Genomic DNA, 20,048 nt, shown 5'->3' with positions numbered 1-20,048 from the left:
GACAAAGTAATCAGGGAAAGGGCTTGGCGCGGAAAAATACGGCGGCCTCAGTGTCGTATCGTGCTTCGTACTCTGGTTCGCTTTACGGTGACCACGGTACGCTTGGCAGAAGCAACGTATACCGCTCGCCCTGGTGAATGAATCAAGTGATCGGCAGTCTGGCTACGTCGCTGCTCGCGAGGCGGACATGATTGTGCTGAGGGCGCGAGCGCAGCAGTTGGATATGCCGAGGGACTGGCTGATTCGCTCGCACCATGATCGCGCGCTGCCCGAAGGGGCGAAGCCGTGGAGCGCTGCGAGCGAAGGCGAGGCGATCGGAAAGATTGTTTTTACCGCGGGTTCGCGTCACGGGGTGAAGGCCCGCCAAGTACGTCAGCATGTGCGGCTGCGGCGCATCGAGTTGCCGGCAGACAAAGGCCAAACGGTCACAGCGCGTACTTGCTCACCGAGGCCAAGTAGCCGGCCCGGCCGAAGCTCAACGAGGTGCTTCGCTTGATCGCACAACTGGGCGGTTCCCCGATTGCAGTGACGATGGCGAACCCGACGCGAAGGCCATCTGCCTTGGACCGAAAAGGTTCATGTCGCTGCTAACACTCCATGAGCATTACACGGCCGCCGTAACCCTGACACTTCTGTATGAGCCGAGGGGTAGACCGTCCCTGAAAACCGCTTTCCAGCACCACGGAAAACGGCATTTCAGCAATCTGGTAGGTGATGTATCGACGCAATGCATGAATAGATGCGGGACTGCGACTTCAACTTCGTCGAAAGCGCTGCAAAGATTTAGATTTAGTAGAATTTTGACGTCGAAGGCTTGCTCATCGTAATTTGCTGCTTCTATCCCAGACACTCGGAGTAAACGCCGACCAGTTTTTCAACGTATTGGTTCCAGTTATGATTATCGGTGGCGGCGAGGCTTGCCTGACGAGAAAATTCCCTGAGCCTTTCAGGTGCGCTAGCCATCTCGTCTATTGCGTTGGCCAGTTCGGTGGTGGAAGCGGCCGGAATGATTTTGCCGCTACGGTTATGTTCGATGATCTCCGCAGCTCCGGATTCGCGTGTCGCGACGATGGGGAGTCCTGTAGCCAAAGCTTCGCATAGCACTACCGCCAAACCTTCTTCAAGGGAGGGCAGCACGAAGAGATCGGCCGAATTATAGTGCTCGTTGAGTTGTGCGTTATCAACGTGTGGAATGTGCGTGAAGAGATGCCGATATGGCTCCAGTAAGAATTTGATCTGAGGATCAATTTTTCCGATCAGAGTGACATGAAAGCGCTTGTTATTGAGTTGCTTGACGGCCTCCAGGAGGTAAAGCTGGCCTTTTCGCAAGTTGATTTGTCCGACGCACAATATATCGAAGCGATCTTTCGAGTTTTCGCGTTGATTTAATGGGTGAAATCTTTTCACATTGGCGGCATATGGAATCACTTTTATTTTGCTTGCCGATACCCCTTGCTGAATGAATGAATCTCGTACGATCGCTGACGGCGCGAGTACGCAATCGTACATTTCTAGTTCTTCGATCAATCTCTTTTGCTGTCGATTAATTCTGTTGACGTGTGGAAGCCCTCGCTTGTTCTCCTCCATGGTGAGAATGTTGTCACGATAAATTGGATGTGTATTGACAACCTCGCCGATTATGATAGAGCCTTCACGTTTTGCGGTCTTGACAACTTGTCGCGATGTGCCGTGCGCCATGACGTGTAGCACTTGAGTCGGCCGCCAATTCAGACGTACTCCAAGTTGCCAAAGATCGTGATATGCCGGATATAGCAAGTCATTCAACCGTCCCTTTAGCATTTTCGCGTGTGCTCGGACGGCATATTCCTTTGCCCAAACATTGACAGCGCGGCCGCGCGCCAGCGAGAACGCGGAATTATGTATTTTGTGGGAGTAGTAAAATGTATCTAGAATTCCGGACTTATCTAGATTTTCAATGTAGTTGTGGAAGTGGAAGCGACCGCAAACTGCTACACTAACCTTCATGATTCGATGCTCCGCAAAATTTTTTTGTTAGGTTAGAATGGGCGGCGGGATTTATTCATTGAATTTATAAAAATTTAATTGTATCGGTCCTGCTGGCAACAGGACCTTATGAACAAGTGGGTTATCTGTATGGTGCGCTGCACACAGTGTCCGGTTTTAGATCCAAAAACCGCTATTCTTAAGTTCCCTGAACGGAGTTCACTTCAGTTGCTGGCTCGAGGTCTGGATGTAGACCCCAAGCCAAGAAGTTGCACGTTCACGCCCTTGCCACGCTCAGCGTCCTAACTGCCTCAGACACTCCTCGCACACCAGCCCGCCCAATACTGTAATACTCGACCCCCAACTCCCGCATAGTCTCCGGCTCATAAAGATTCCGCCCATCGAAAATCACCGGCTCGCTGAGCAACTCGACGAGCGCCGCAAAATTCGGGCTCTTGAACACCTTCCACTCCGTGACGATCACGAGCGCATCGGCCCCTGCAGCGGCCTCTTCCGACGTCGTCACGAACTCGAGTCGCGAATGCGCGGCCGGATCATCGCTCAGATCGAGCGCAAGCACGCGCCGCGCCTCATCCGTCGCAACAGGATCATAAGCACGCACGTTCGCACCACGCTTCAGAAGCCCAACCACGAGCTCACGGCTCGGCGCTTCGCGCATGTCATCGGTATTGGGCTTGAACGCGAGTCCCCACACCCCGAACGTGAGCCCCGACAGGTCATCCCCGAAGCGTTCCGAGATCTTCTCGAGCAGCACCTTCTTCTGCGCATCGTTGACCGCCTCGACGGCTTCCAGAATGCGCAGCGACTGCCCATACTCGGCAGCGGTTTGCACCAGCGCTCGCACATCCTTCGGAAAACACGAACCACCGTAACCCACACCGGCGTAAAGGAAGTCATACCCGATCCGCGGATCCGACCCGATCCCCCGGCGCACGGCTTCGATATCCGCGCCGACGCGATCTGCAAGATTCGCGAGCTCGTTCATGAACGAGATCCGCGTCGCCAGCATCGCATTCGCCGCATACTTGGTGAATTCCGCCGAGCGCACGTCCATGTAGCGCGTACGCTCGTGATTGCGGTTGAACGGCGCATACAGCCGCTTCATCTGTTCGCGTGCATGCTCGCCGGCCTCGTCGGCGTCGGTGCCGATCACGATACGATCGGGCCGCATGAAATCGTCGACGGCAGCGCCTTCCTTCAGGAACTCCGGATTCGACACGACCGAGAATTCGTGGCGCAGGCCGCGGCGGGTCAGCTCGGTTGCGATCGCATCGTGCACGTGCAGCGCGGTGCCGACCGGAACGGTCGACTTGTCGACCACCACCTTCGGCCCGCTCATATACCGTCCGATATTGCGCGCGGCGGCGAGCACGTACTGCAGATCGGCGGAGCCATCCTCGTCGGGCGGCGTGCCGACCGCGATGAACTGGATGTCGCCGTGCGCGACGCTGGCTTCGATGTCGGTCGAGAACTGCAGCCGGCGGCTCGCACGATTGCGATCGATCAGCTCTTTCAAGCCGGGTTCGTGAATCGGTACGCCGCCGCCGTTCAGGATATCGATCTTGCGTTGATCGACGTCGACGCAAAACACGTCGTTGCCGATTTCGGCAAGGCATGCGCCCGTCACGAGGCCTACGTAACCGGTACCGATGATGGTGATTTTCATGTTGCCGTATGGAGAGGAATCGATTGCGGGTTCAAAAATCCGGATGCCGTGCGCCTGACACGTCGGCATTGGACGGCTCGGGGCGCAATGCGCGCAACCTGGTGTCGAATTCGCTCAACACCGCGTCACGCGACAGGACGGCCTCGGCGAATCTGCGCCCGGCCTGTCCCAGGCGGGTGCGCTCGGCCGCATTGGCGGCGAGCGCGTCGATACTCGATGCAAGCGTTTCGGGATCGCCCGGCGGCACGACGATCCCGCGCGGTGCGACCACGTCATGCAGCTCGGTTCCCGGGCTCGCCATCGCGATCACGGGCCGTCCGCTCGCGAACATCCCGGTCAGCTTCGACGGCATGACGAGGTCGGCAGCGTCGGCGCGTTGCGGGAGGACGTGAATGTCGGCCAGGTTCAGCAGCTCGTTGAGCCGGCCGATAGGCTGCAGCTCGATGAAGCGGCAGTTGCTGAGGCCGCCGCAGCGCATGAGGAGTTCGGCGCGCGCCGGCCCGTTGCCGCAGAAGACGAACACCAGATTGTCGCGCGATACGAGTCGCTGGGCCGCGTCGGCGAGAATATCCAGCCCTTGCTTGGCACCCATGTTGCCGGAATAGAGCACTACCGTCGCGGCGGGAGAGATGTACAACGCCGTTCGCAGCTCGCTCGGCCGTTTGAGCGGATAGATCGAGTGGGTGTCGGCCCAGTTCGAGAAATGCACGAGCTTGCTCGAATGAATCCCCTTGCGCAGCGCGTGCTCGACCATCTTCCCGGAGATCGTCGACACGGTATCGAAGCGCTTCAGCAGCGTACGCTCGATGGCAAGCACGGCGCGCTTCAGCAGAGATCCCTTGAGCATTCCGAGGCTGAACGCCGCATCGACCTCGTAATCCTGGATATGGATCCACGCGTGGGCGCCGGTCAACCGTGCGACGAGCCAGCCGGCTGGCGCGTTCAGCAGGCTCGGCGCGATGCACACGACGACGTCGGGCCGCCAGAACGCATGCCGCAGCATGACGGGGAAGCTCGAAAGCGCGAAGCTCGCGAGATGCGCGATGCGGCGCGCACCGCTCGGTCGCGACGGAACCCACAACGGTGCGCGCCAAAGCGCGACGCCGCTGCGGCGTTCGGTCGAGTAGCTGAGCGCCGAGTAGCCGCTGGCGACCCGCCATTCGGGGTAGTACGGCGGTGCACACACGACGCGCACGGTATGGCCTTTTTCGACGAGCGTTTCCGCCATTTCGGCGGTGTACTTGCCGATGCCGGTCAGCTCGGGCGCGTAGTTGATGCCGTATACGAGGATCTTCATCGGCTCCCAGCGAAAGATAAAAATGGTGCGGTGCGTTATAAGCGCATTGTCGGTAATGCTTATCGTGCGAGTCCGACAGAATGTTGATCGGTGCCGCCAATCGTCTGCGGCGGCCGTGCGAATCGTGGGCGAGATTGCACGCTGCGGGCAGCGTTACCCGATGCGGCAGACAGTCGTCAGAAAAGACGCGTGCAAACCAGCGGCGAATACATCTCGATCGCCGCCTGAATCGGTGCGTGATATCCGTAGGCGACGGCGGACACGGCAAGCGTCGAAGCCACGGCGAGCGGACGCATGGCCGGCGGCAGGATCGGTGCGTCCGTCCATCGTTTCAGCAACACGACGGTAACGAGCGCGCCGAGCATCCACCCCGCGATCACCTCGGACGCGCTATGTGCATCGTCGCGTACGCGTGCAACGCCGATCGTCGCGGCGAGGACGAGCCCCGGCAACAGCGCCGGGCCAGGGCGAACGTTCCACCCGTCGTGCAGCATCAGCAGGCACGCCATCGGCCAGACAGTCGCGGCAAGCATCGTGTGCCCGCTGATCATGCGGAAGTTCATCGAGCGGATCTGCAACCCGCATCCGGCATAGAGAACTTTCGTCAGTCCGACGGCGAGCATCGCGACGGCAAGCAGCACGACCCACGACAACGCAATGCGCCAGCCATACATCGAACGAGTGAGCCACGCGAAACAGATGGCGGCAAGCGGCAGCGTCAGCGCCGCTTCACCGAGGTTGCCGATAGCGAGCCACATGTCCGGTCCTCGCTGGACGAAACGGAGTTATCGATCGCTCGTGGGATGAAAAGCCGGCAACGCGACGCGCCGCGCGTCACCGCGGCGCACGATCGGCATCAGACGACCAGCTGTTCCGACATCCGCGCAAGCAAATACCGCTCGAAGTCCGCCGCAACCTCCGGATGCCGCAGCGCGAACTCGATCGTCGCCTTCAGGTACCCGAGCTTGCTGCCGCAATCGAAGCGCGTGCCGTCGTAGCGATACGCGAGCACCTGTTCATCGGTGAGCAGCGACTGGATCGCGTCGGTCAATTGCAATTCGCCGCCCGCGCCGGGTTTGAGCCCGCGGAGATGCTCGAAGATCTTCGGTTTCAACACGTAACGGCCGACGACACCGAAGTTCGACGGCGCATTCGCCGGTTCGGGCTTCTCGACGATGCCGGACAGCTTGAAGAGATCGTCTTCCCAGCGCTTGCCGTCGATCACGCCATAGGATTTCGAATCTTCAGGAGCGATTTCCTCGACCCCGATGACCGACGCGTGATAGTGATCGAAGACGTCGATCATCTGGCGTAACACCGGCTTCGGGGCATCGAGCAAATCGTCGGCGAGGATCACCGCGAACGGATTGTCGCCGACGAGCTTCTCCGCGCACAGCACGGCATGACCGAGCCCGAGCGCTTCGGCCTGGCGCACGTAAAAGCAGTCGACATGGCTCGGCTTGATGCTGCGCACCAGCGACAGCAGCTTGTCCTTGCCGCGTGCCTCGAGCTCCGCCTCGATCTCGTACGACTTGTCGAAATGATCTTCGATCGCGCGCTTGCTGCGGCCGGTCACGAAGATCATCTCCGTGATGCCCGCTTCGATCGCTTCCTCGACCGCATACTGGATCAATGGTTTGTCCACGACCGGCAGCATTTCCTTGGGACTGGCCTTGGTGGCCGGCAGGAACCGCGTGCCCAGGCCGGCGACCGGAAAGACGGCTTTCGTCACTTTCAACATAGTGGTAATTCCATGAGTTCGGAATGAAGAGCAGACAACGTCGAGGTGCGATGTCGGTGTCCGGACGCAACAAGAGATTCGAAGTCGCACAGGACGCAATTGCTCGGCCGCGCACGTGCGATTCGGGAAATCCTAATGTGTTCGGAAATAAAGCGGCGACTGAATCTTGGACGAATCCGACAGGTTGATTGCGAAACCATACGTTGGCGCAAGAATTATTTTGAAACAGTGTGCAAATGGCCGGCTCGGCGTTATATAGCGGATGACGGCTGTCGTTTGTCGACAGGCGTTCGCTTGGTTGGGATACGGTTCGAAGCGAAAGCCCGGAACCCGGTCGGATTTTTGCAGATGCGAGTGTGTGCCGATGCATCGCGTTCACGGGCATGTCTTTAGGAGAGCGTGATGACGGAAGAGGATGATATTTGCCGGGCGTTGGGCGCACTCGATCCTGCCTATCTCGAACTGATGCAGCAGATGTTGAAGATCGATTGCGAGGTCGCGGCACGCGAGTTGGGCATCTCGAATCAGATCGCGTCACGGATCATCGCGCTGACGCCAACCGAGATCGAAGCGCTGGTCGGCCGCGGATCGCAGCCGTAGCTGGCAACGCTGGCGTCGTCTCGTCGCAACACCTGCTGGCAAATGTGCGGGCCGGATTGCGATGGTGGCCCCGCTGCCGGGAGCCGTCGAGTTTCCGGCATGCGTGGACGAAAACGCGCCACGGTCCCGCTATATGCGAAGGAAGAAAAAGAACCGAACGAAATATATTTAGCGTTGAAACGCAATTGCCAAACAGAAGGGCGAAAGTGGAGTCACCATGACGCATTCGACCATAGACACCATGACGATATCCGAACAACGGCAGCGCACCGGCTGGGCCGGTGTCTGGCTTCCATGCACCGATCCTCCCGCGGAACCGATGTGGTGTGAGGGCCGATGGCCGGGACATCCGTACGGCTTTCCCGTGTATTGGGACGGCACCAAATGGTGCAGCAAGATTTTCGGCGCCCGCGGCGATTTCTGGCGCGAGCGCGTGATACGGGCTGCATAGCAGGCATCTGACGGCGGCGCTGCGCGTTCCGGCAAGCATTTGGGTGGGCCGGCGATCTTCACGCGACTTTGCCGAACCGCATGTCGCCGGTCCGTCGTGTCGTGCATTCACGAACGGAAATACGGGCAACCCGCGAGGTGGCGGATTACCGCTAGGTTTTGTCCGCTCGTCGCCGTGCGCGACACGTAGAGTGCGGGGCCGAAACTCCGCGTATTGCCAATACGCGCCCTGCGGCCGGCTGAATGCAATCACCGTCCAAAATCAGGAACGCCCATGCCCGAACAGGACGACATCTTCGACGCGATTGCGGAATTCAACCGTTCGTATCTGACGCTTGCCCAGCGCTTGCTGCAAGCGGATCGCGAAGCGGCGAAACAACAACTGGGCATGTCGGATGAGACGGCTGCGATCGTCGCCGCATTGACGCCGGCACAGATCGACGAACTCGCCGAGCGTCGCGAACTGTTCTGCGAATTCCGCGCGGAATCCTCGCCCGGCCGGGCCTGATACGGCAACCTTTCCAACGTTTCATGCGTCGCGCCGCGCACGAGCCTGGCCGTATACCGGCTTGCCTGTCCGCGACCGATCGCAGCTCGGCGCCCGCCGAGGCCGCAGCCGTCAATTGTCGGCAGTGGCCGATAGTTTGGCGTTTTTCGGCTAGATATCAAATCCCATTCGTCTAATTGGATTCGCTACGATGCGCAAAAACGCTGTTGCCACGATGTCCGCACGCGAAGCACACGATGCGGCCACGCCGATAATTGTCTTTCACCGGGGATTCGTCGTCCATGCAGGGAATGTTGGAGCATCTACTCGAGCGCCAAGTATCGATCCAATGGCGCGGCTTCCTGGAGGCATTGGCCGGTGAATTCACCGATCAGCTCGATCGGGACGAGCTGAGGCAATTGATGGCGCGCATCGGCATGCGCTTCGCAGCCGCGCATCCACTTGGCCCTTGCGAGTCGACGGACGATCTCGCGGATGCATTGAATGCCCGCTGGCGCGACATCCAGTGGGGTTACGCCGAACTGTCCGACGAGCACGATTTCCTGCGCATCGTTCATTACGCCGCGCCGTTGCGCGCGTTCGGCGACGGCTGTCTCGCATGGTCTTCCGCCTTCCTCGAAGGCGCGTATCAGGGCTGGTTCGACAGTGTCGGCGCGACCGGTTTGCGCGTGACGCAGGACGTCGCGCCGCCGGACGATTCGCGGATCGAGCTGCGTGTTGCGCGCGCAAAGAGCTGAGCGACCGGGCCGGCCGGAACTACCGCGACAACCAATGGGCACGCTATGTCGACTTCACGGGATATCGAATCGTTGTTCAAGCGTTTTGGCGGCGATGCCGGACGCTATCACGAAGTACGTGCGGAAGCGGATGCCGAAGTGGCCCGCGCGCGTTGGCCGCTGCTCGGCGGTGTCGAATTGCGCGCGAGCGCGTCGCAGGGGCAGCCGGGCGCAGGGTCGCCGGACGGCGCGGATAGCCTGCGCAAAATCGTACTGGCCGACACGCGTGCGTTGCCTGCGTCCGCGCAGGATAACGGCGGGCGGGAACCAGCATCCGGCACGCTGAAGAAGCTGGTCGGCAGGCCGGCGGCATCGGATGGCACGGACACGCAAGGTCCGTCACAGCCGCTGGTTCGGTTGTTCGAGCGGCTGCGCACGGAGCCGACGGGAGAGGCGCCGAAGAAGCCATCGGTGTGGACCGGCCGCTCATGAAAATCGTCGCGATCGCTTCGGCAAAGGGCGGCGTCGGCAAGACGACGCTGGCGGCGAATCTCGCGGCCGTGTTGGCGGCGTCGCGGCGCCGGCGCGTGAGCGTGGTGGATCTCGATCCGCAGAATGCGCTGAAGCTGCATTTCGGCGTGCCGCTCGACATGACCGACGGGCTCGCCCATGCCGCGCTCGACAGGCTGAACTGGCCGGCGGTGGTCGTCGACGGGATCACGGTGTTTCCATTCGGCCTGGTCAGCGAAACGGATCAGCGCCGCTTCGAGCGGCTGCTCGACCGCGATCCGTCGTGGCTCGCGCACGGGCTTGCCGCGCTCGGGCTCGGCGACGACGACATCGTGATCATCGATACACCGCCGGGCACCTCGGTATACATGCGCGCCGCGCTGACGGCCGCGCATTTCGTGCTCAAGGTCGTGCTGGCCGATGCGGCCTCGTACGCAACGATTCCGCAGATGCGGCGGATGCTCGACGCGTATGCCGCGAGCCGCGCGGATTTCGTGGGTGACGGCTACGTGGTCAATCAGGTCGATCAGTCGCGCGAGTTGGGCCGCGATGTGCTGCGCGTGCTGTGCGACAGCCTCGGCGCGGCCCGGTTCGGCGGCGTGATTCACCGCGATGAAGGAGTCGCGGAATCGCTCGCGTCCCGGACGACCGTGAATCGCTACGACCCGCGTTCGCAGGCCGCCGCCGACCTGAACGCGTGCGGTGCATGGCTCGAGCGCGTGCTCGAACGGCGCGACACCGCGCGGAGCATCGCTTGAGCGCCCGCGGGGAGGGCGCGCGGCCGTCGGCGGTCGACCGGTTCGTCGATGCGTTGCCCGGGAGCGGCTGGTTCGTCGCGCTGCCGGTGGCCGCATGCACGCTGCTGGCGCTGTATTTCGTGTGTACGGTGCCGCTCGACGCGATCGGGCAGCTCGTGTTCGCCACCTGCTGCATCGCCTGTTCGCTGGTGGTCCGTCGCCTGGGCGGACGCTATGCGACGCTCGTCATGATCGTGCTGTCGGTGGTGGCCACCGGCCGTTACATGTATTGGAGATTGTCCGGCACGCTGGTGTGGTCGCATCCGCTCGACGCGGTGTGGGGCACGCTGCTCGCGGCGGCCGAAGTCTATGCGGCGGCGGTGCTGATCCTCGGCTACTTCCAGACCGCGTGGCCGCTCGGGCGCAAGCCGCTGCCGTTGCCCGCGTCGCGCGCGCATTGGCCGAGCGTCGACGTGTTCATTCCGACGTACAACGAACCGTTGAGCGTCGTCAAGCCGACCATCTACGCGGCGCTCGCGCTGGATTACCCGACCGACAAGCTGTCGATCCACGTGCTGGACGACGGACGTCGCCCGGAATTCCGCGCGTTCTGCGAGTCGGTCGGCGTGCACTGGACGATTCGCGATCACAATCGCCATGCCAAGGCCGGCAACCTCAACGAAGCGTTGAAGATCACCGACGGCGAATACATCGCGATCTTCGATTGCGATCATGTGCCGACGCGCTCGTTCCTGCAGATCTGTCTAGGCTGGTTCATTCGGGATCCGAAGCTGTCGATGCTGCAGACGCCGCATCACTTCTTTTCGCCGGACCCGTTCGAGCGCAACCTCGGCATTTTCAGAAAGGTGCCGAACGAAGGCGAACTGTTCTACGGACTGGTGCAGGACGGCAACGATCTCTGGAACGCGACGTTTTTCTGCGGATCGTGCGCGCTGATGCGCCGCTCGATGGTGGAGGAGATCGGCGGCATCGCGACGGAGACGGTGACCGAGGATGCGCACACCGCGCTCAAGCTGCATCGCCGCGGCTATACGACGGCCTATCTTGCGATACCGCAGGCGGCGGGGCTGGCCACCGAGAGCCTGACCGGGCACATCGGCCAGCGCATCCGCTGGGCGCGCGGCATGACGCAGATATTCCGCATCGACAACCCGCTGTTCGGGCGCGGACTGACGCTGAGCCAGCGGCTGTGCTACCTGAACGCGATGATGCATTTTTTCTACGGGATCCCGCGGCTCGTGTTCCTGACCGCGCCGCTGTCGTTCCTGTTCTTCGACGCACATGTGATCCATGCCCCGGCCACGATGCTTGCGCTCTATGCGCTGCCGCACGTCATCCATGCAAACGTGACGAACTCGCGGATGCAGGGCCGCTTCCGGCATTCGTTCTGGGCCGAAGTCTACGAAGCCGTGCTCGCGTCGTACATCGCGCTGCCGACGATGCTTGCGCTGATCAATCCCCGGCTGGGCAAGTTCAACGTGACGGCCAAGGGCGGACGCATCGACCGTGGCTACTTCGACTGGGCAGTGTCGAAACCGTATCTGAGCCTGGTGGTCCTGAACGTGATCGGCCTCGCGGTGGGCGTCCTGAACCTGTCGCTCAACCGTCACGTCGGCAGCGAAGTCCAGACGACGGCGTTCAATCTGGCATGGACGACCTACAACATCCTGATTCTGGGTCTCGCCGTCGCGGCGGCGAACGAGCGCCGGCAGGTACGCGTGTCCCATCGTGTCGCGGCGCGGATTCCGGTCATGCTGCGCTTCGCGAATGGCCGGACGCTGGCATGCGAAACGCGTGACTACTCGGAGGGCGGGATCGGCGTGGCGGTCCCCGACGATGCGCGCATTCCGCGTGGCGAACCGGTGACGGTATCGCTGTTTCGCGGTATCGAAGAGTACGCATTTCCCGCGACGGTCGAATACGTCGAACCGGGGCGCGTCGGCATCCGGTTCGAGAGCCTGTCGCAGCAGCAGGAGTTCGATCTCGTCAGTTCGACCTTTGCCCGAGCCGACGCATGGGTCGACTGGACGGACGGCCGCCGTCCCGATTCGCCGCTGCGTGCGTTCCTGCATCTGTTGAAGGTCGGCGTGCAGGGCTTGCTTCGCCTGATCGCACGCCTGTACGCGGACCTGCGCGTGTACGCGCGTGGCGGCCGCAGCAACGAAAAAAAATAGCATGAGGCGGAAAGAATGACGTGGGCGTCGCGACAGCGCGGCAGCACGCGCCGCAAGGCGTGCATTTCGCAGGGCGCGGTTGTCGCGGTTCCTGCACGTGTCGGCCGGTATGCGCGCATGTCGCGCAGGATGGTGTCGCTACTGCTCTGGGCAATGGCGGGCGGCATCGCATCGGGCAGCTGGGCCGCGGCCGCCGGGATGCAGGCACCCGGCGCGATGCGCGCGGCGGACGGCGCGATGTCGTCGGGCGATGCGGCGCCGCCGTCGCCGGCCATAGTCGTCGGGCCCGACACCGCGCGCCCCGCGCCGCTCGCCGAACCGGTGCCGGCGGCCGACGCCGCGCGTCGCCGCTTCGGTATGCTGCCGACCACGGCCGAGCCCGGCACGCTCGTGCCCGGCGGCCGGCGCCAGGCATTGACGTTCGCGGATCTCGGGGCACGCGATCCGCTGCAGCTGCGGGGCACCGACGGCCAGAACGGCATCGCGTTCTCCGTCCGGCGCGACGAGGTCGTCATGGGCGCGACGCTGCATCTGGTCTACAGCTACTCGCCCGCGCTGCTGCCGGATCTGTCGCAGCTCAAGGTGCTGATCAACGGCGAAGTGGCGGCGACGCTGCCGTTGCCGGCCGCTCAAGCCGGCATGACGGTTGCGCGCGACGTGTCGATCGATCCGCGCTTCGTCACCGAGTACAACCATCTGAACGTTCAGTTGATCGGTCATTACACGAAAGACTGCGAAGATCCCGCCAACTCGTCGCTGTGGGCAACGGTGAGCAACGCGAGCCGGCTCGAGCTGACCTACGCGGCGTTGCCGGAGCGGCCGGAACTCGGCGTCCTGCCCGCACCGTTCTTCGATTCGCGGGACGTCCGGCGGCTCGAGCTGCCGTTCGCATTCGCCGCGCGACCGCCGCGGGAGACGCTGGAAGCGGCGGGCATCGTCGCGTCGTGGTTCGGCGCGCTGGCCTCGTATCGCGGCGCGCGGTTTCCTGCCCGGCCCGGCAGCCTGCCTGAATCGGGCAACGCGGTGGTGTTCGCGACGGCCGACGATCGTCTGGACGGCGTGACGCTGCCGGCGATCGACGGACCGACGCTGGCCGTCGTCGAGCGGCAGGCGCCGGCTCACGGCCAACTGCTGCTGGTGCTCGGTCGCACGCCGGACGAAGTGAAGGTCGCCGCGCTCACGCTCGTGCTCGGCAGCAAGACGCTTGCGGGTACGCATGCCACGGTGAGCCGGCTCGAGAACGTCGCGCCGCGCGTGCCGTACGACGCGCCGAACTGGCTGTCGTCGACGCGCCCGGTGCGGCTCGGCGAACTCGCCGACGGGCGCGCGCTCAGCGTGTCCGGCTACGACGCGGGCGCCGTCCGGATCGATCTGCGCGTCGCCCCCGATCTGTTCACCTGGGATACGCGCGGCGCGCCGATCGACCTGCGTTATCGCTACACGCCGACGCTGCGCGCGGACCGTTCGTCGCTCAACCTGAGCGTCGGCGACACGTTCGTGAAGGCGTTGCCGATCCCGGCACGGGAAACGTCGCGCTGGAGCCTGAGCCGCTACCTGCCGTTCGTCGCCAACGGTATCGACCGCGCGACGCTGCACGTGCCGCCGCTGCTGCTCACGCCGCGCACGCCGTTGCAGTTGCACTTCTTCTACGAGATCCCGGACATGGGCCGATGCACGGGGCGGCTGCTGCAGAACGTCGCGGGTTCGATCGACCCGGACTCGACGATCGACGTGTCGTCGTTTCCGCACTACAAGGCGCTGCCCGACCTCGCCGCGTTTGCGAACAGCGGCTTTCCGTTCACGCGGATGGCCGACCTGTCGGACACGGCCGTCGTGCTGCCCGCCGAGCCGGGCGCGGACGTCTACGGCCTGTACCTGCTCGCGATGGGGCGCATGGGCGTGTCGACGGGCTATCCGGTCAGCGGTGTGACGGTGACGGACGCCGCCGGTGTCGGCGCGTTCGCGTCCAAGGATCTGCTGATTCTCGGCGCGCCGGACACCCAGCCGCTGCTGACCCGCTGGGCGGCGCGCATGCCGTTCGGCACGGATCGCGACGGCGGCCTGTTTGGCGGCCGGTTCGGCGGCCTGTTCGGCGGCGCCGAGGCGGCGCCGTCGCCTGGCGCCGAGCGCGAACGCGTGCGCGCCGGCCTGTCGATCGTCTCGGACGGCACGCGCGCGCTGATCGCCGGCTTCGAGTCGCCGTTGCGCAAGACGCGCAGCGCCGTCGCGTTGATCAGCGCGAGCGGGCAGGCGGACGAGGCGCTCGGCCGCGCGCTGCTCGACGACGACATGCTCACGTCGGTCCAGGGCGCGATGGTCGTGATTCGCGATCGCACCGTCACGGTGACGTCGAACGAAACGTCGTATCACGTCGGTGCGCTGCCGCCGCTCACTTACCTGCGCTGGTTTCTGTCGGGGCGTCCGCTGCTGCTTGCGCTGTTCAGCGTGCTGGCCGCGTTCGTCGCGGCGGCGCTCTTCTATCGTCTGCTGCGTGCGCGTGCGGCGCGCCGGCTGAAGGAGTGACATGCGAAACCGACGGTTACGCGGGCTCGGCGCCGCCCGCGCGGGCGGTATCGCGAGTCTGCTGCTCGCGCTGACACTGCCGCACGCGGCGGCGGCCGGCAGCGACCCGCTGAAGGTACTCGTCGATCAGGGGCGATACTGGCAGGCGCATGGCCGGGGCGACCTCGCGGCGCAGGCCTGGAAGAAGGTGCTGGGCGTCGATCCGAATCAGCCCGACGCGCTGTTCGGCATGGGCATGGTGCTCGCCGATCGCAAGGACGTCGACGGTGCGCGCCGCTACCTGGAACAGTTGCGCCGGATCGCGCCCGGCTTCGCGCGGACCGACGAGCTGGGCCAGCGTCTGGGCGAGACGAGCGTGCGCGACGGCGAGATCAGCGACGCGCGCCGCCTCGCGCAGACGGGGCAGAGCGCGCTGGCCGCGCAACAGTATCAGCGCGCGCTGCAAGGCGCGCCGTCGTCGCCCGCGCTGCAGCTCGAGTACTTCCAGGCGCTCGCGGCGACGCCGAGCGGATGGGCCGAAGCCCGCCGCGGCCTGGAGCGTCTCGCGCGTGACAACCCCGACGATCCGCGCTACGCACTCGCGTATGCGCAGCACCTGACCTATCGCGACGCGACGCGCCGCGACGGCATCGCGCGGCTCGAGTCGTTGTCCGCCGACGCGAAAGTCGGGAAAGCGGCGCGCGAGAGCTGGCGCCAGGCGCTGCTCTGGCTCGCGGCCAGGCCGTCGGATCAGGCGCGCTACCTCGCCTATCTGAAGGTGGTGCCCGACGATCCGCCGGTCAAGGCACGCTACGACAGCATGGTGCGACAGGACCAAACCGCGCGCGAGGGCGATCAACGCAGCGCCTCGAACGAAGCGCGCGGCCACGCGATCGAGGATGGCTTTGCGGCACTCGAGCGCGGCGATCTGGACACGGCGCGCGCCCGCTTCAATGCCGTGCTCGCCACGTCGCCGAACGACAGCGACGCGCTGGGCGGCCGCGGCATCGTCGAGCTGAAGCAGGAGCACTTCGCGCAGGCACGCAGCGATCTGGAGCGCGCGTCGCGAGGCGGGAATGCGGCGCGCTGGCGCTCGGCGCTCGGCAGTGCGACGTACTGGTCGTACACGAGCGAGGCGCTCGGCGCGCAAAGCAACGGCGACTTCGCGCGAGCGAAGGCGCTGTTCGAACGCGCGATTCTTGCGGATCCGTCGAACGTCACCGCGCAGGTGATGCTCGGCGACGCGCTGCTGGAGAATCGCGATGCGCGCGGCGCCGAGCAGGCGTACCGGATGGCGCTGCGGCGTCAGTCCGACAACCCGGACGCGATACGCGGTCTGGTCGGCGCGCTGGCCGCGCAGGGGCGCGGCGACGAAGCGTTGCAGTTCGCGACGCAACTGAGCGCCGAGCAGCAGTCGAAGGCCGGCGGCCTCGACCGGTTGCGTCGTACGGCCGAGGCCGCGCAGGCGCGGCAAGCCGAAGCGCGCGGCGATCTGGGCACGGCGCGCAGCCTGTTCGAGGACGCGCTTGCCGGCAATCCGGACGATCCGTGGCTGCGGCTGGATCTGGCGCGCGTGTACGTGCGGCAAGGCGCGATCGCGTCGGCGCGCAGCATGATGGACGGATTACTGGCCGAACGGCCCGACATGACCGACGCACTCTATGCCGGCGCGCTGCTGGCCGAGCAGACGCAAGACTGGAGCCTCGGGCTGCAGCGGCTGGAGCGCATCGCGCCCGCGCAACGCACGGCGGCGATGACGACGTTGCAGCACCGCCTCTGGGTGGGCCAGCAGGTTGCACTCGCGACACGGCTGGTGCGCGAAGGCCGCCGCGCGCAGGCGCTCGGGGTGCTGCACGACGCCGAGGGGATCGGCCAGTCGGTGCCGGGACTCGCGGCGCAGTTGTCGGCGGGCTATGCGGCGGCCGGCGACACGTCGCGTGCGCTCTGGATCGTGCAGCGTGCGCTGGCCCGCGAGCCGGACAACGCCGATTTGCTGCTGCAGTACGCGCGGACGCTGCTGACCGTGCGCAACGATGCGCTGCTGAGCGACGCGATGCGCCGGCTTGCCGCGCTGCCGCTGTCGCCCGCGCAGCGCGGCGACTTCGAACGCCTGAACCTCGAGATAGTCGTGCGTCAGGCCGATGCGGTGCGCCAGGCCGGCGACCTCGCCGGCGGCTACGCCGTCATCGCGCCGTGGCTGGCCGCGATGCCGGACAGTCCCGAACTCCAGGCCGCGCTCGCGCGGCTGTACACGTCGGCCGGCGACGCGCCGAACGCGCTGAAATGCTATCGGGTCGCGCTGGCCCGCCGGCCCGACGATACGGGATTGCTGGTCGCGGCGATCTACGCGGCGAGCAGCGCGAAGGCATGGCGCGACGGTGAAGCGTTCGCGGCCACGGCGCTGCGTATCGCGCCCGACGACCCGGGCTTGCTTGCCGCGACCGGCCGGCTGTATCGCGCGGAGGGGAATCTTTCGCTCGCCGCGCAGTATCTGCAGCGTTCGCTGCTGGCCGCCAATACGCCGCCGCCGGGCAGCAAGACGGCGCCATCGAACGTGCCGCGCGGCTGGGAAGACGCGATGCGGCGCATCGGCGCGAACCCGCTGCCCGGTACCAATCCGTTCGAAGGCAAGACCGCCGTCGATGTCGTTCATCCGTCGACCGGCTTCGGGGCCGCGGTATCGCCGCTGCCAGGCGTGCCTTCCTGGTCCACCCCGTCTTCTTCCGCTCCGACCGTGCCCTATACGATGCCTCCCGCGCCGCCCGCGACCTACGTCACCCCGTCCGCCGTGCCGGCCGCGCGCATGGTGCCGCTCGCCATGCCGCCGCAGGCGGTCACGCCCGATCCCGGCGATCCCGGCGGCTATGGCCCGGCCGCCGCCGGCGCGGGCGAGTCGGGCGGGCCCGCGACCGCGCGGCGCTATCAGTCCTACCAGTCCTATCAGCCCTATCGGGAGCCTGCCGCCGACGTACCGCCGGCGGGGGCGTCCGCAGGATGCGTGGCGCAGTCCGATCCGAACGACGACTGTGCCGGCTACGTCGCCACGCCGTGGCCGATGTCGCCCGCGTCGCGGGCCGCAGCGGCGACCGGTTCGCCGGCGGCCGCGTCCGGTGCCAGGCCGGGCCGGCCGGCCCGCGGCGGGACGAAGGTCGCCGCGGCGCGCGCGCCCGTTCTTGCATCGGCCTACGGGCAGGCCGATGCGCCGCCTCGCTATATCCCGCAGCCGCCGGCCGGCTATGCGGGAAGCGAGGCCGTGGCCCGTGCGCCGCAGCGGGATGCGGGCGCGGGCGCCAACGCCCAGATGCTCGACGTCGCGTCGGAACTGGCCCAGGTGAACAGCGAGCAGGCCAGCACGGCATCGGGCGGCCTCGTGTTCCGAAACCGGACGGGCGAGGCGGGGCTGTCCGGCCTCACCGACATCGAGGCGCCGCTGGAAGGGCGTATCAAGGCAGGCAACGGTCACGTCGTCGTGACCGCCACGCCGGTCATGCTCGACGGCGGCAACTCGGCCACCGACGTGCCGACCCTCGCCCGGTTCGGCGCGGGGCTCTCGAGGTCGGCCGGCGGCGGCTCGCCGGGTTCCGAAACCGCGAGCGGCGTCGGTCTCTCCCTGGGTTACGAAGGCAAGCAATTGAAGGCCGACATCGGCGCGACGCCGGTCGGGTTTCCGTACCAGGATGTGGTCGGCGGCGTGCGCTTCAACGGTGCGATCACCGATCGGGCGGCCTACTCGCTGGCCGTCACGCGTCGCGCGGTGACCGACAGCCTGCTGTCGTTCGCGGGCGCACGCGATGCGAGTGCCGGCCTCAAGTGGGGCGGCGTGACGCGCAGCGGCGCGCGCGGCGCGCTGAGCTGGGACGACGGCACCAGCGGCGCGTACGTCGCGGGCGCGTTCGACTACTACGACGGCCATCACGTCGAACGCAACTTCGCCGGCAAGGGCAGCGGCGGCGCCTATACGCGCCTGCTGCGCGACGCCGACCGGACGCTCACCGTGGGCGTCAATGCGACGTGGATGCGCTTCAGCAAGAACCAGTCGTATTTCACGTACGGCCAGGGCGGCTATTTCAGTCCGCAGCAATACGTGATCCTGAATATACCGGTCGAGTACGCGGGACGAACGGGCGCGTTTGCGTACGATTTGAGCGGTTCGTTCGGCGTGCAGCATTACCGGCAGAACGCGGTGCCGTATTTCCCGCTCGATTCCGGCATGCAGGCGCAAGCGGCCGCGAATGCCGCCGCCAGCCAGGCGGTAGGGCTGGACGCGGGGGCCGTGTATCCCGCGCGCAGCAAGACGGGCATCGCGTATTCGCTCGCCGCGCGCGGCGAATACCAGGTCGCGCCGCAGCTGGCCGTCGGTGGAGCGGCTTCATTCGGCAATGCGTATCAGTACCGCGAGTGGACGGCGGCCGTCTATCTCCGTTACAGCTTTACGCCGCAAGGCGGCCTGCCGGCGTTCCCGCCGCGCACGTTCACGTCGCCGTATCTCGCCGACGCCGACTGAACGGATCCGCATCGCGCCGTGGCGATGCCGCGCGAATCGACGTGCACGCCACGGTACGCGCGCCGGCGCGCGCTGGCGGATCCGTTCAGAGCTTTGTCGGTCCGGCGCTGCGTTCGCGACGTACAGTGTGTCATCGAAAATCCGGCGAGTGCCGAACCACCGGGTCGAAGCGAATCGACCGGCAAAGCACACGCGCTGGCCCTTCAAGACCGACCATGGCCGAACAACACGACATTTCCGATGCGATCGCGGAATTCAATCGATCGTATCTCATGCTTGCGAAGTGGCTGCTCCTCGTCAACCGGAGCGAGGCCACACGACAACTCGGCGTCTCGGAAATGACGGCATCGCGCATCGCATCGCTGACACTGGCCCAGATCGACCACCTCGCCACGCGCGGCAAGCTGTTTTGCGAGTTTCGCGACGAGTTCGCGCCAGGCTGTGCGTGAGTTCGTTGCGCGACGGTTCACCATCGTCAGGACGCAGGGACGTACGCGCGCCGTGACGGCATCCTGAATCCGAACGCAGTGCGCGATCACGCAACGGTCCGACTGCTTCGTGCACGCAACCCAGAGAGAATCGATGATCTCCCAATCCATCTTCAAGGCATATGACATTCGCGGTGTGGTCGGCAAG

The 20,048-nt window shown here is 65.0% G+C and carries 15 protein-coding genes; 10 read left to right on the top strand and 5 right to left on the bottom strand.

Going from position 1 to position 20,048, the window contains the following annotated elements; translation table 11 throughout:
• Positions 1-837: 837 nt before the first annotated feature.
• The 5 genes from DIE16_RS29365 to galU all read right to left on the bottom strand — a co-directional run bounded on the left by DIE16_RS29365 (position 838) and on the right by galU (position 6,690).
• The gene (locus DIE16_RS29365) at positions 838-1,986 is read right to left on the bottom strand and encodes a glycosyltransferase family 4 protein (protein WP_124893926.1); all 1,149 of its coding nucleotides are present in this window, start codon (positions 1,984-1,986) and stop codon (positions 838-840) included.
• A gap of 256 nt (positions 1,987-2,242) precedes the next feature.
• Complete coding sequence (locus tag DIE16_RS29360) at positions 2,243-3,652, bottom strand: UDP-glucose/GDP-mannose dehydrogenase family protein (RefSeq protein WP_124893925.1); 1,410 nt, start codon at positions 3,650-3,652, stop codon at positions 2,243-2,245.
• A gap of 31 nt (positions 3,653-3,683) precedes the next feature.
• A complete protein-coding gene (locus tag DIE16_RS29355; RefSeq protein WP_124893924.1) occupies positions 3,684-4,949 on the bottom strand; it encodes a glycosyltransferase WbuB in 1,266 nt (421 codons plus the stop codon).
• 176 nt (positions 4,950-5,125) lie between these two features.
• Positions 5,126-5,707 (bottom strand): phosphatase PAP2 family protein, encoded by a 582-nt coding sequence (locus DIE16_RS29350; protein ID WP_124893923.1) that lies wholly within the window; start codon positions 5,705-5,707, stop codon positions 5,126-5,128.
• A 98-nt stretch (positions 5,708-5,805) separates the two neighbouring features.
• Positions 5,806-6,690 (bottom strand): UTP--glucose-1-phosphate uridylyltransferase GalU, encoded by an 885-nt coding sequence (gene galU, locus DIE16_RS29345; RefSeq protein WP_124489822.1) that lies wholly within the window; start codon positions 6,688-6,690, stop codon positions 5,806-5,808.
• A 402-nt stretch (positions 6,691-7,092) separates the two neighbouring features.
• On the opposite strand from galU, the gene DIE16_RS29340 reads away from it, so the two are divergent.
• From DIE16_RS29340 to DIE16_RS29295, 10 genes are all read left to right on the top strand, one after another.
• Positions 7,093-7,290 (top strand): flagellar transcriptional regulator FlhD, encoded by a 198-nt coding sequence (locus tag DIE16_RS29340; RefSeq protein ID WP_044846963.1) that lies wholly within the window; start codon positions 7,093-7,095, stop codon positions 7,288-7,290.
• Positions 7,291-7,507: 217 nt separating this feature from the next.
• Positions 7,508-7,741, top strand: a complete 234-nt coding sequence (locus DIE16_RS29335; RefSeq protein WP_124893922.1) for a hypothetical protein — start codon at positions 7,508-7,510, stop codon at positions 7,739-7,741.
• Between the two features lie 213 nt (positions 7,742-7,954).
• Positions 7,955-8,248, top strand: coding sequence for a flagellar transcriptional regulator FlhD (locus DIE16_RS29330; protein ID WP_260434471.1), 294 nt, complete (start codon positions 7,955-7,957; stop codon positions 8,246-8,248).
• 281 nt (positions 8,249-8,529) lie between these two features.
• A complete protein-coding gene (gene bcsD, locus DIE16_RS29325) occupies positions 8,530-8,985 on the top strand; it encodes a cellulose biosynthesis protein BcsD (protein WP_124646745.1) in 456 nt (151 codons plus the stop codon).
• Between the two features lie 45 nt (positions 8,986-9,030).
• Positions 9,031-9,456, top strand: a complete 426-nt coding sequence (gene bcsP, locus DIE16_RS29320; protein WP_124893921.1) for a cellulose biosynthesis protein BcsP — start codon at positions 9,031-9,033, stop codon at positions 9,454-9,456.
• Positions 9,453-10,232 (top strand): cellulose biosynthesis protein BcsQ, encoded by a 780-nt coding sequence (bcsQ, locus tag DIE16_RS29315; RefSeq protein ID WP_124893920.1) that lies wholly within the window; start codon positions 9,453-9,455, stop codon positions 10,230-10,232. The genes bcsP and bcsQ overlap by 4 nt, the downstream gene beginning before the upstream one ends.
• Entirely contained in the window at positions 10,181-12,406 is a 2,226-nt protein-coding gene (bcsA, locus tag DIE16_RS29310; RefSeq protein WP_124893919.1) for a UDP-forming cellulose synthase catalytic subunit, read from the top strand. The genes bcsQ and bcsA overlap by 52 nt, the downstream gene beginning before the upstream one ends.
• A gap of 15 nt (positions 12,407-12,421) precedes the next feature.
• Positions 12,422-14,929 (top strand): cellulose biosynthesis cyclic di-GMP-binding regulatory protein BcsB, encoded by a 2,508-nt coding sequence (bcsB, locus tag DIE16_RS29305; RefSeq protein ID WP_124893918.1) that lies wholly within the window; start codon positions 12,422-12,424, stop codon positions 14,927-14,929.
• 1 nt (position 14,930) lies between these two features.
• Positions 14,931-19,412, top strand: a complete 4,482-nt coding sequence (locus tag DIE16_RS29300) for a cellulose synthase subunit BcsC-related outer membrane protein (RefSeq protein ID WP_124893917.1) — start codon at positions 14,931-14,933, stop codon at positions 19,410-19,412.
• 215 nt (positions 19,413-19,627) lie between these two features.
• Entirely contained in the window at positions 19,628-19,861 is a 234-nt protein-coding gene (locus DIE16_RS29295) for a flagellar transcriptional regulator FlhD (RefSeq protein WP_044846956.1), read from the top strand.
• Positions 19,862-20,048 lie beyond the last annotated feature (187 nt).

Origin of the sequence: Burkholderia sp. Bp9090 (genome assembly GCF_003857985.1) — a bacterium.
GTDB lineage: Bacteria > Pseudomonadota > Gammaproteobacteria > Burkholderiales > Burkholderiaceae > Burkholderia.
Note: the sequence above shows the minus strand (reverse complement) of the source record. Positions and strands in the feature narration are given on the sequence as shown.

What these genes read in the sequence shown, in the direction of transcription:
- bcsD (WP_124646745.1), top strand. Translation starts at nt 8,530, where the DNA reads ATGCAGGGAATGTTGGAGCATCTACTCGAGCGCCAAGTATCGATCCAA.
- galU (WP_124489822.1), bottom strand. Translation starts at nt 6,690, where the DNA reads ATGTTGAAAGTGACGAAAGCCGTCTTTCCGGTCGCCGGCCTGGGCACG.
- DIE16_RS29300 (WP_124893917.1), top strand. Translation starts at nt 14,931, where the DNA reads ATGCGAAACCGACGGTTACGCGGGCTCGGCGCCGCCCGCGCGGGCGGT.
- bcsA (WP_124893919.1), top strand. Translation starts at nt 10,181, where the DNA reads ATGGCTCGAGCGCGTGCTCGAACGGCGCGACACCGCGCGGAGCATCGC.
- DIE16_RS29355 (WP_124893924.1), bottom strand. Translation starts at nt 4,949, where the DNA reads ATGAAGATCCTCGTATACGGCATCAACTACGCGCCCGAGCTGACCGGC.
- DIE16_RS29350 (WP_124893923.1), bottom strand. Translation starts at nt 5,707, where the DNA reads ATGTGGCTCGCTATCGGCAACCTCGGTGAAGCGGCGCTGACGCTGCCG.
- DIE16_RS29295 (WP_044846956.1), top strand. Translation starts at nt 19,628, where the DNA reads ATGGCCGAACAACACGACATTTCCGATGCGATCGCGGAATTCAATCGA.
- bcsP (WP_124893921.1), top strand. Translation starts at nt 9,031, where the DNA reads ATGTCGACTTCACGGGATATCGAATCGTTGTTCAAGCGTTTTGGCGGC.
- bcsQ (WP_124893920.1), top strand. Translation starts at nt 9,453, where the DNA reads ATGAAAATCGTCGCGATCGCTTCGGCAAAGGGCGGCGTCGGCAAGACG.
- DIE16_RS29335 (WP_124893922.1), top strand. Translation starts at nt 7,508, where the DNA reads ATGACGCATTCGACCATAGACACCATGACGATATCCGAACAACGGCAG.
- bcsB (WP_124893918.1), top strand. Translation starts at nt 12,422, where the DNA reads ATGACGTGGGCGTCGCGACAGCGCGGCAGCACGCGCCGCAAGGCGTGC.
- DIE16_RS29360 (WP_124893925.1), bottom strand. Translation starts at nt 3,652, where the DNA reads ATGAAAATCACCATCATCGGTACCGGTTACGTAGGCCTCGTGACGGGC.
- DIE16_RS29340 (WP_044846963.1), top strand. Translation starts at nt 7,093, where the DNA reads ATGACGGAAGAGGATGATATTTGCCGGGCGTTGGGCGCACTCGATCCT.
- DIE16_RS29365 (WP_124893926.1), bottom strand. Translation starts at nt 1,986, where the DNA reads ATGAAGGTTAGTGTAGCAGTTTGCGGTCGCTTCCACTTCCACAACTAC.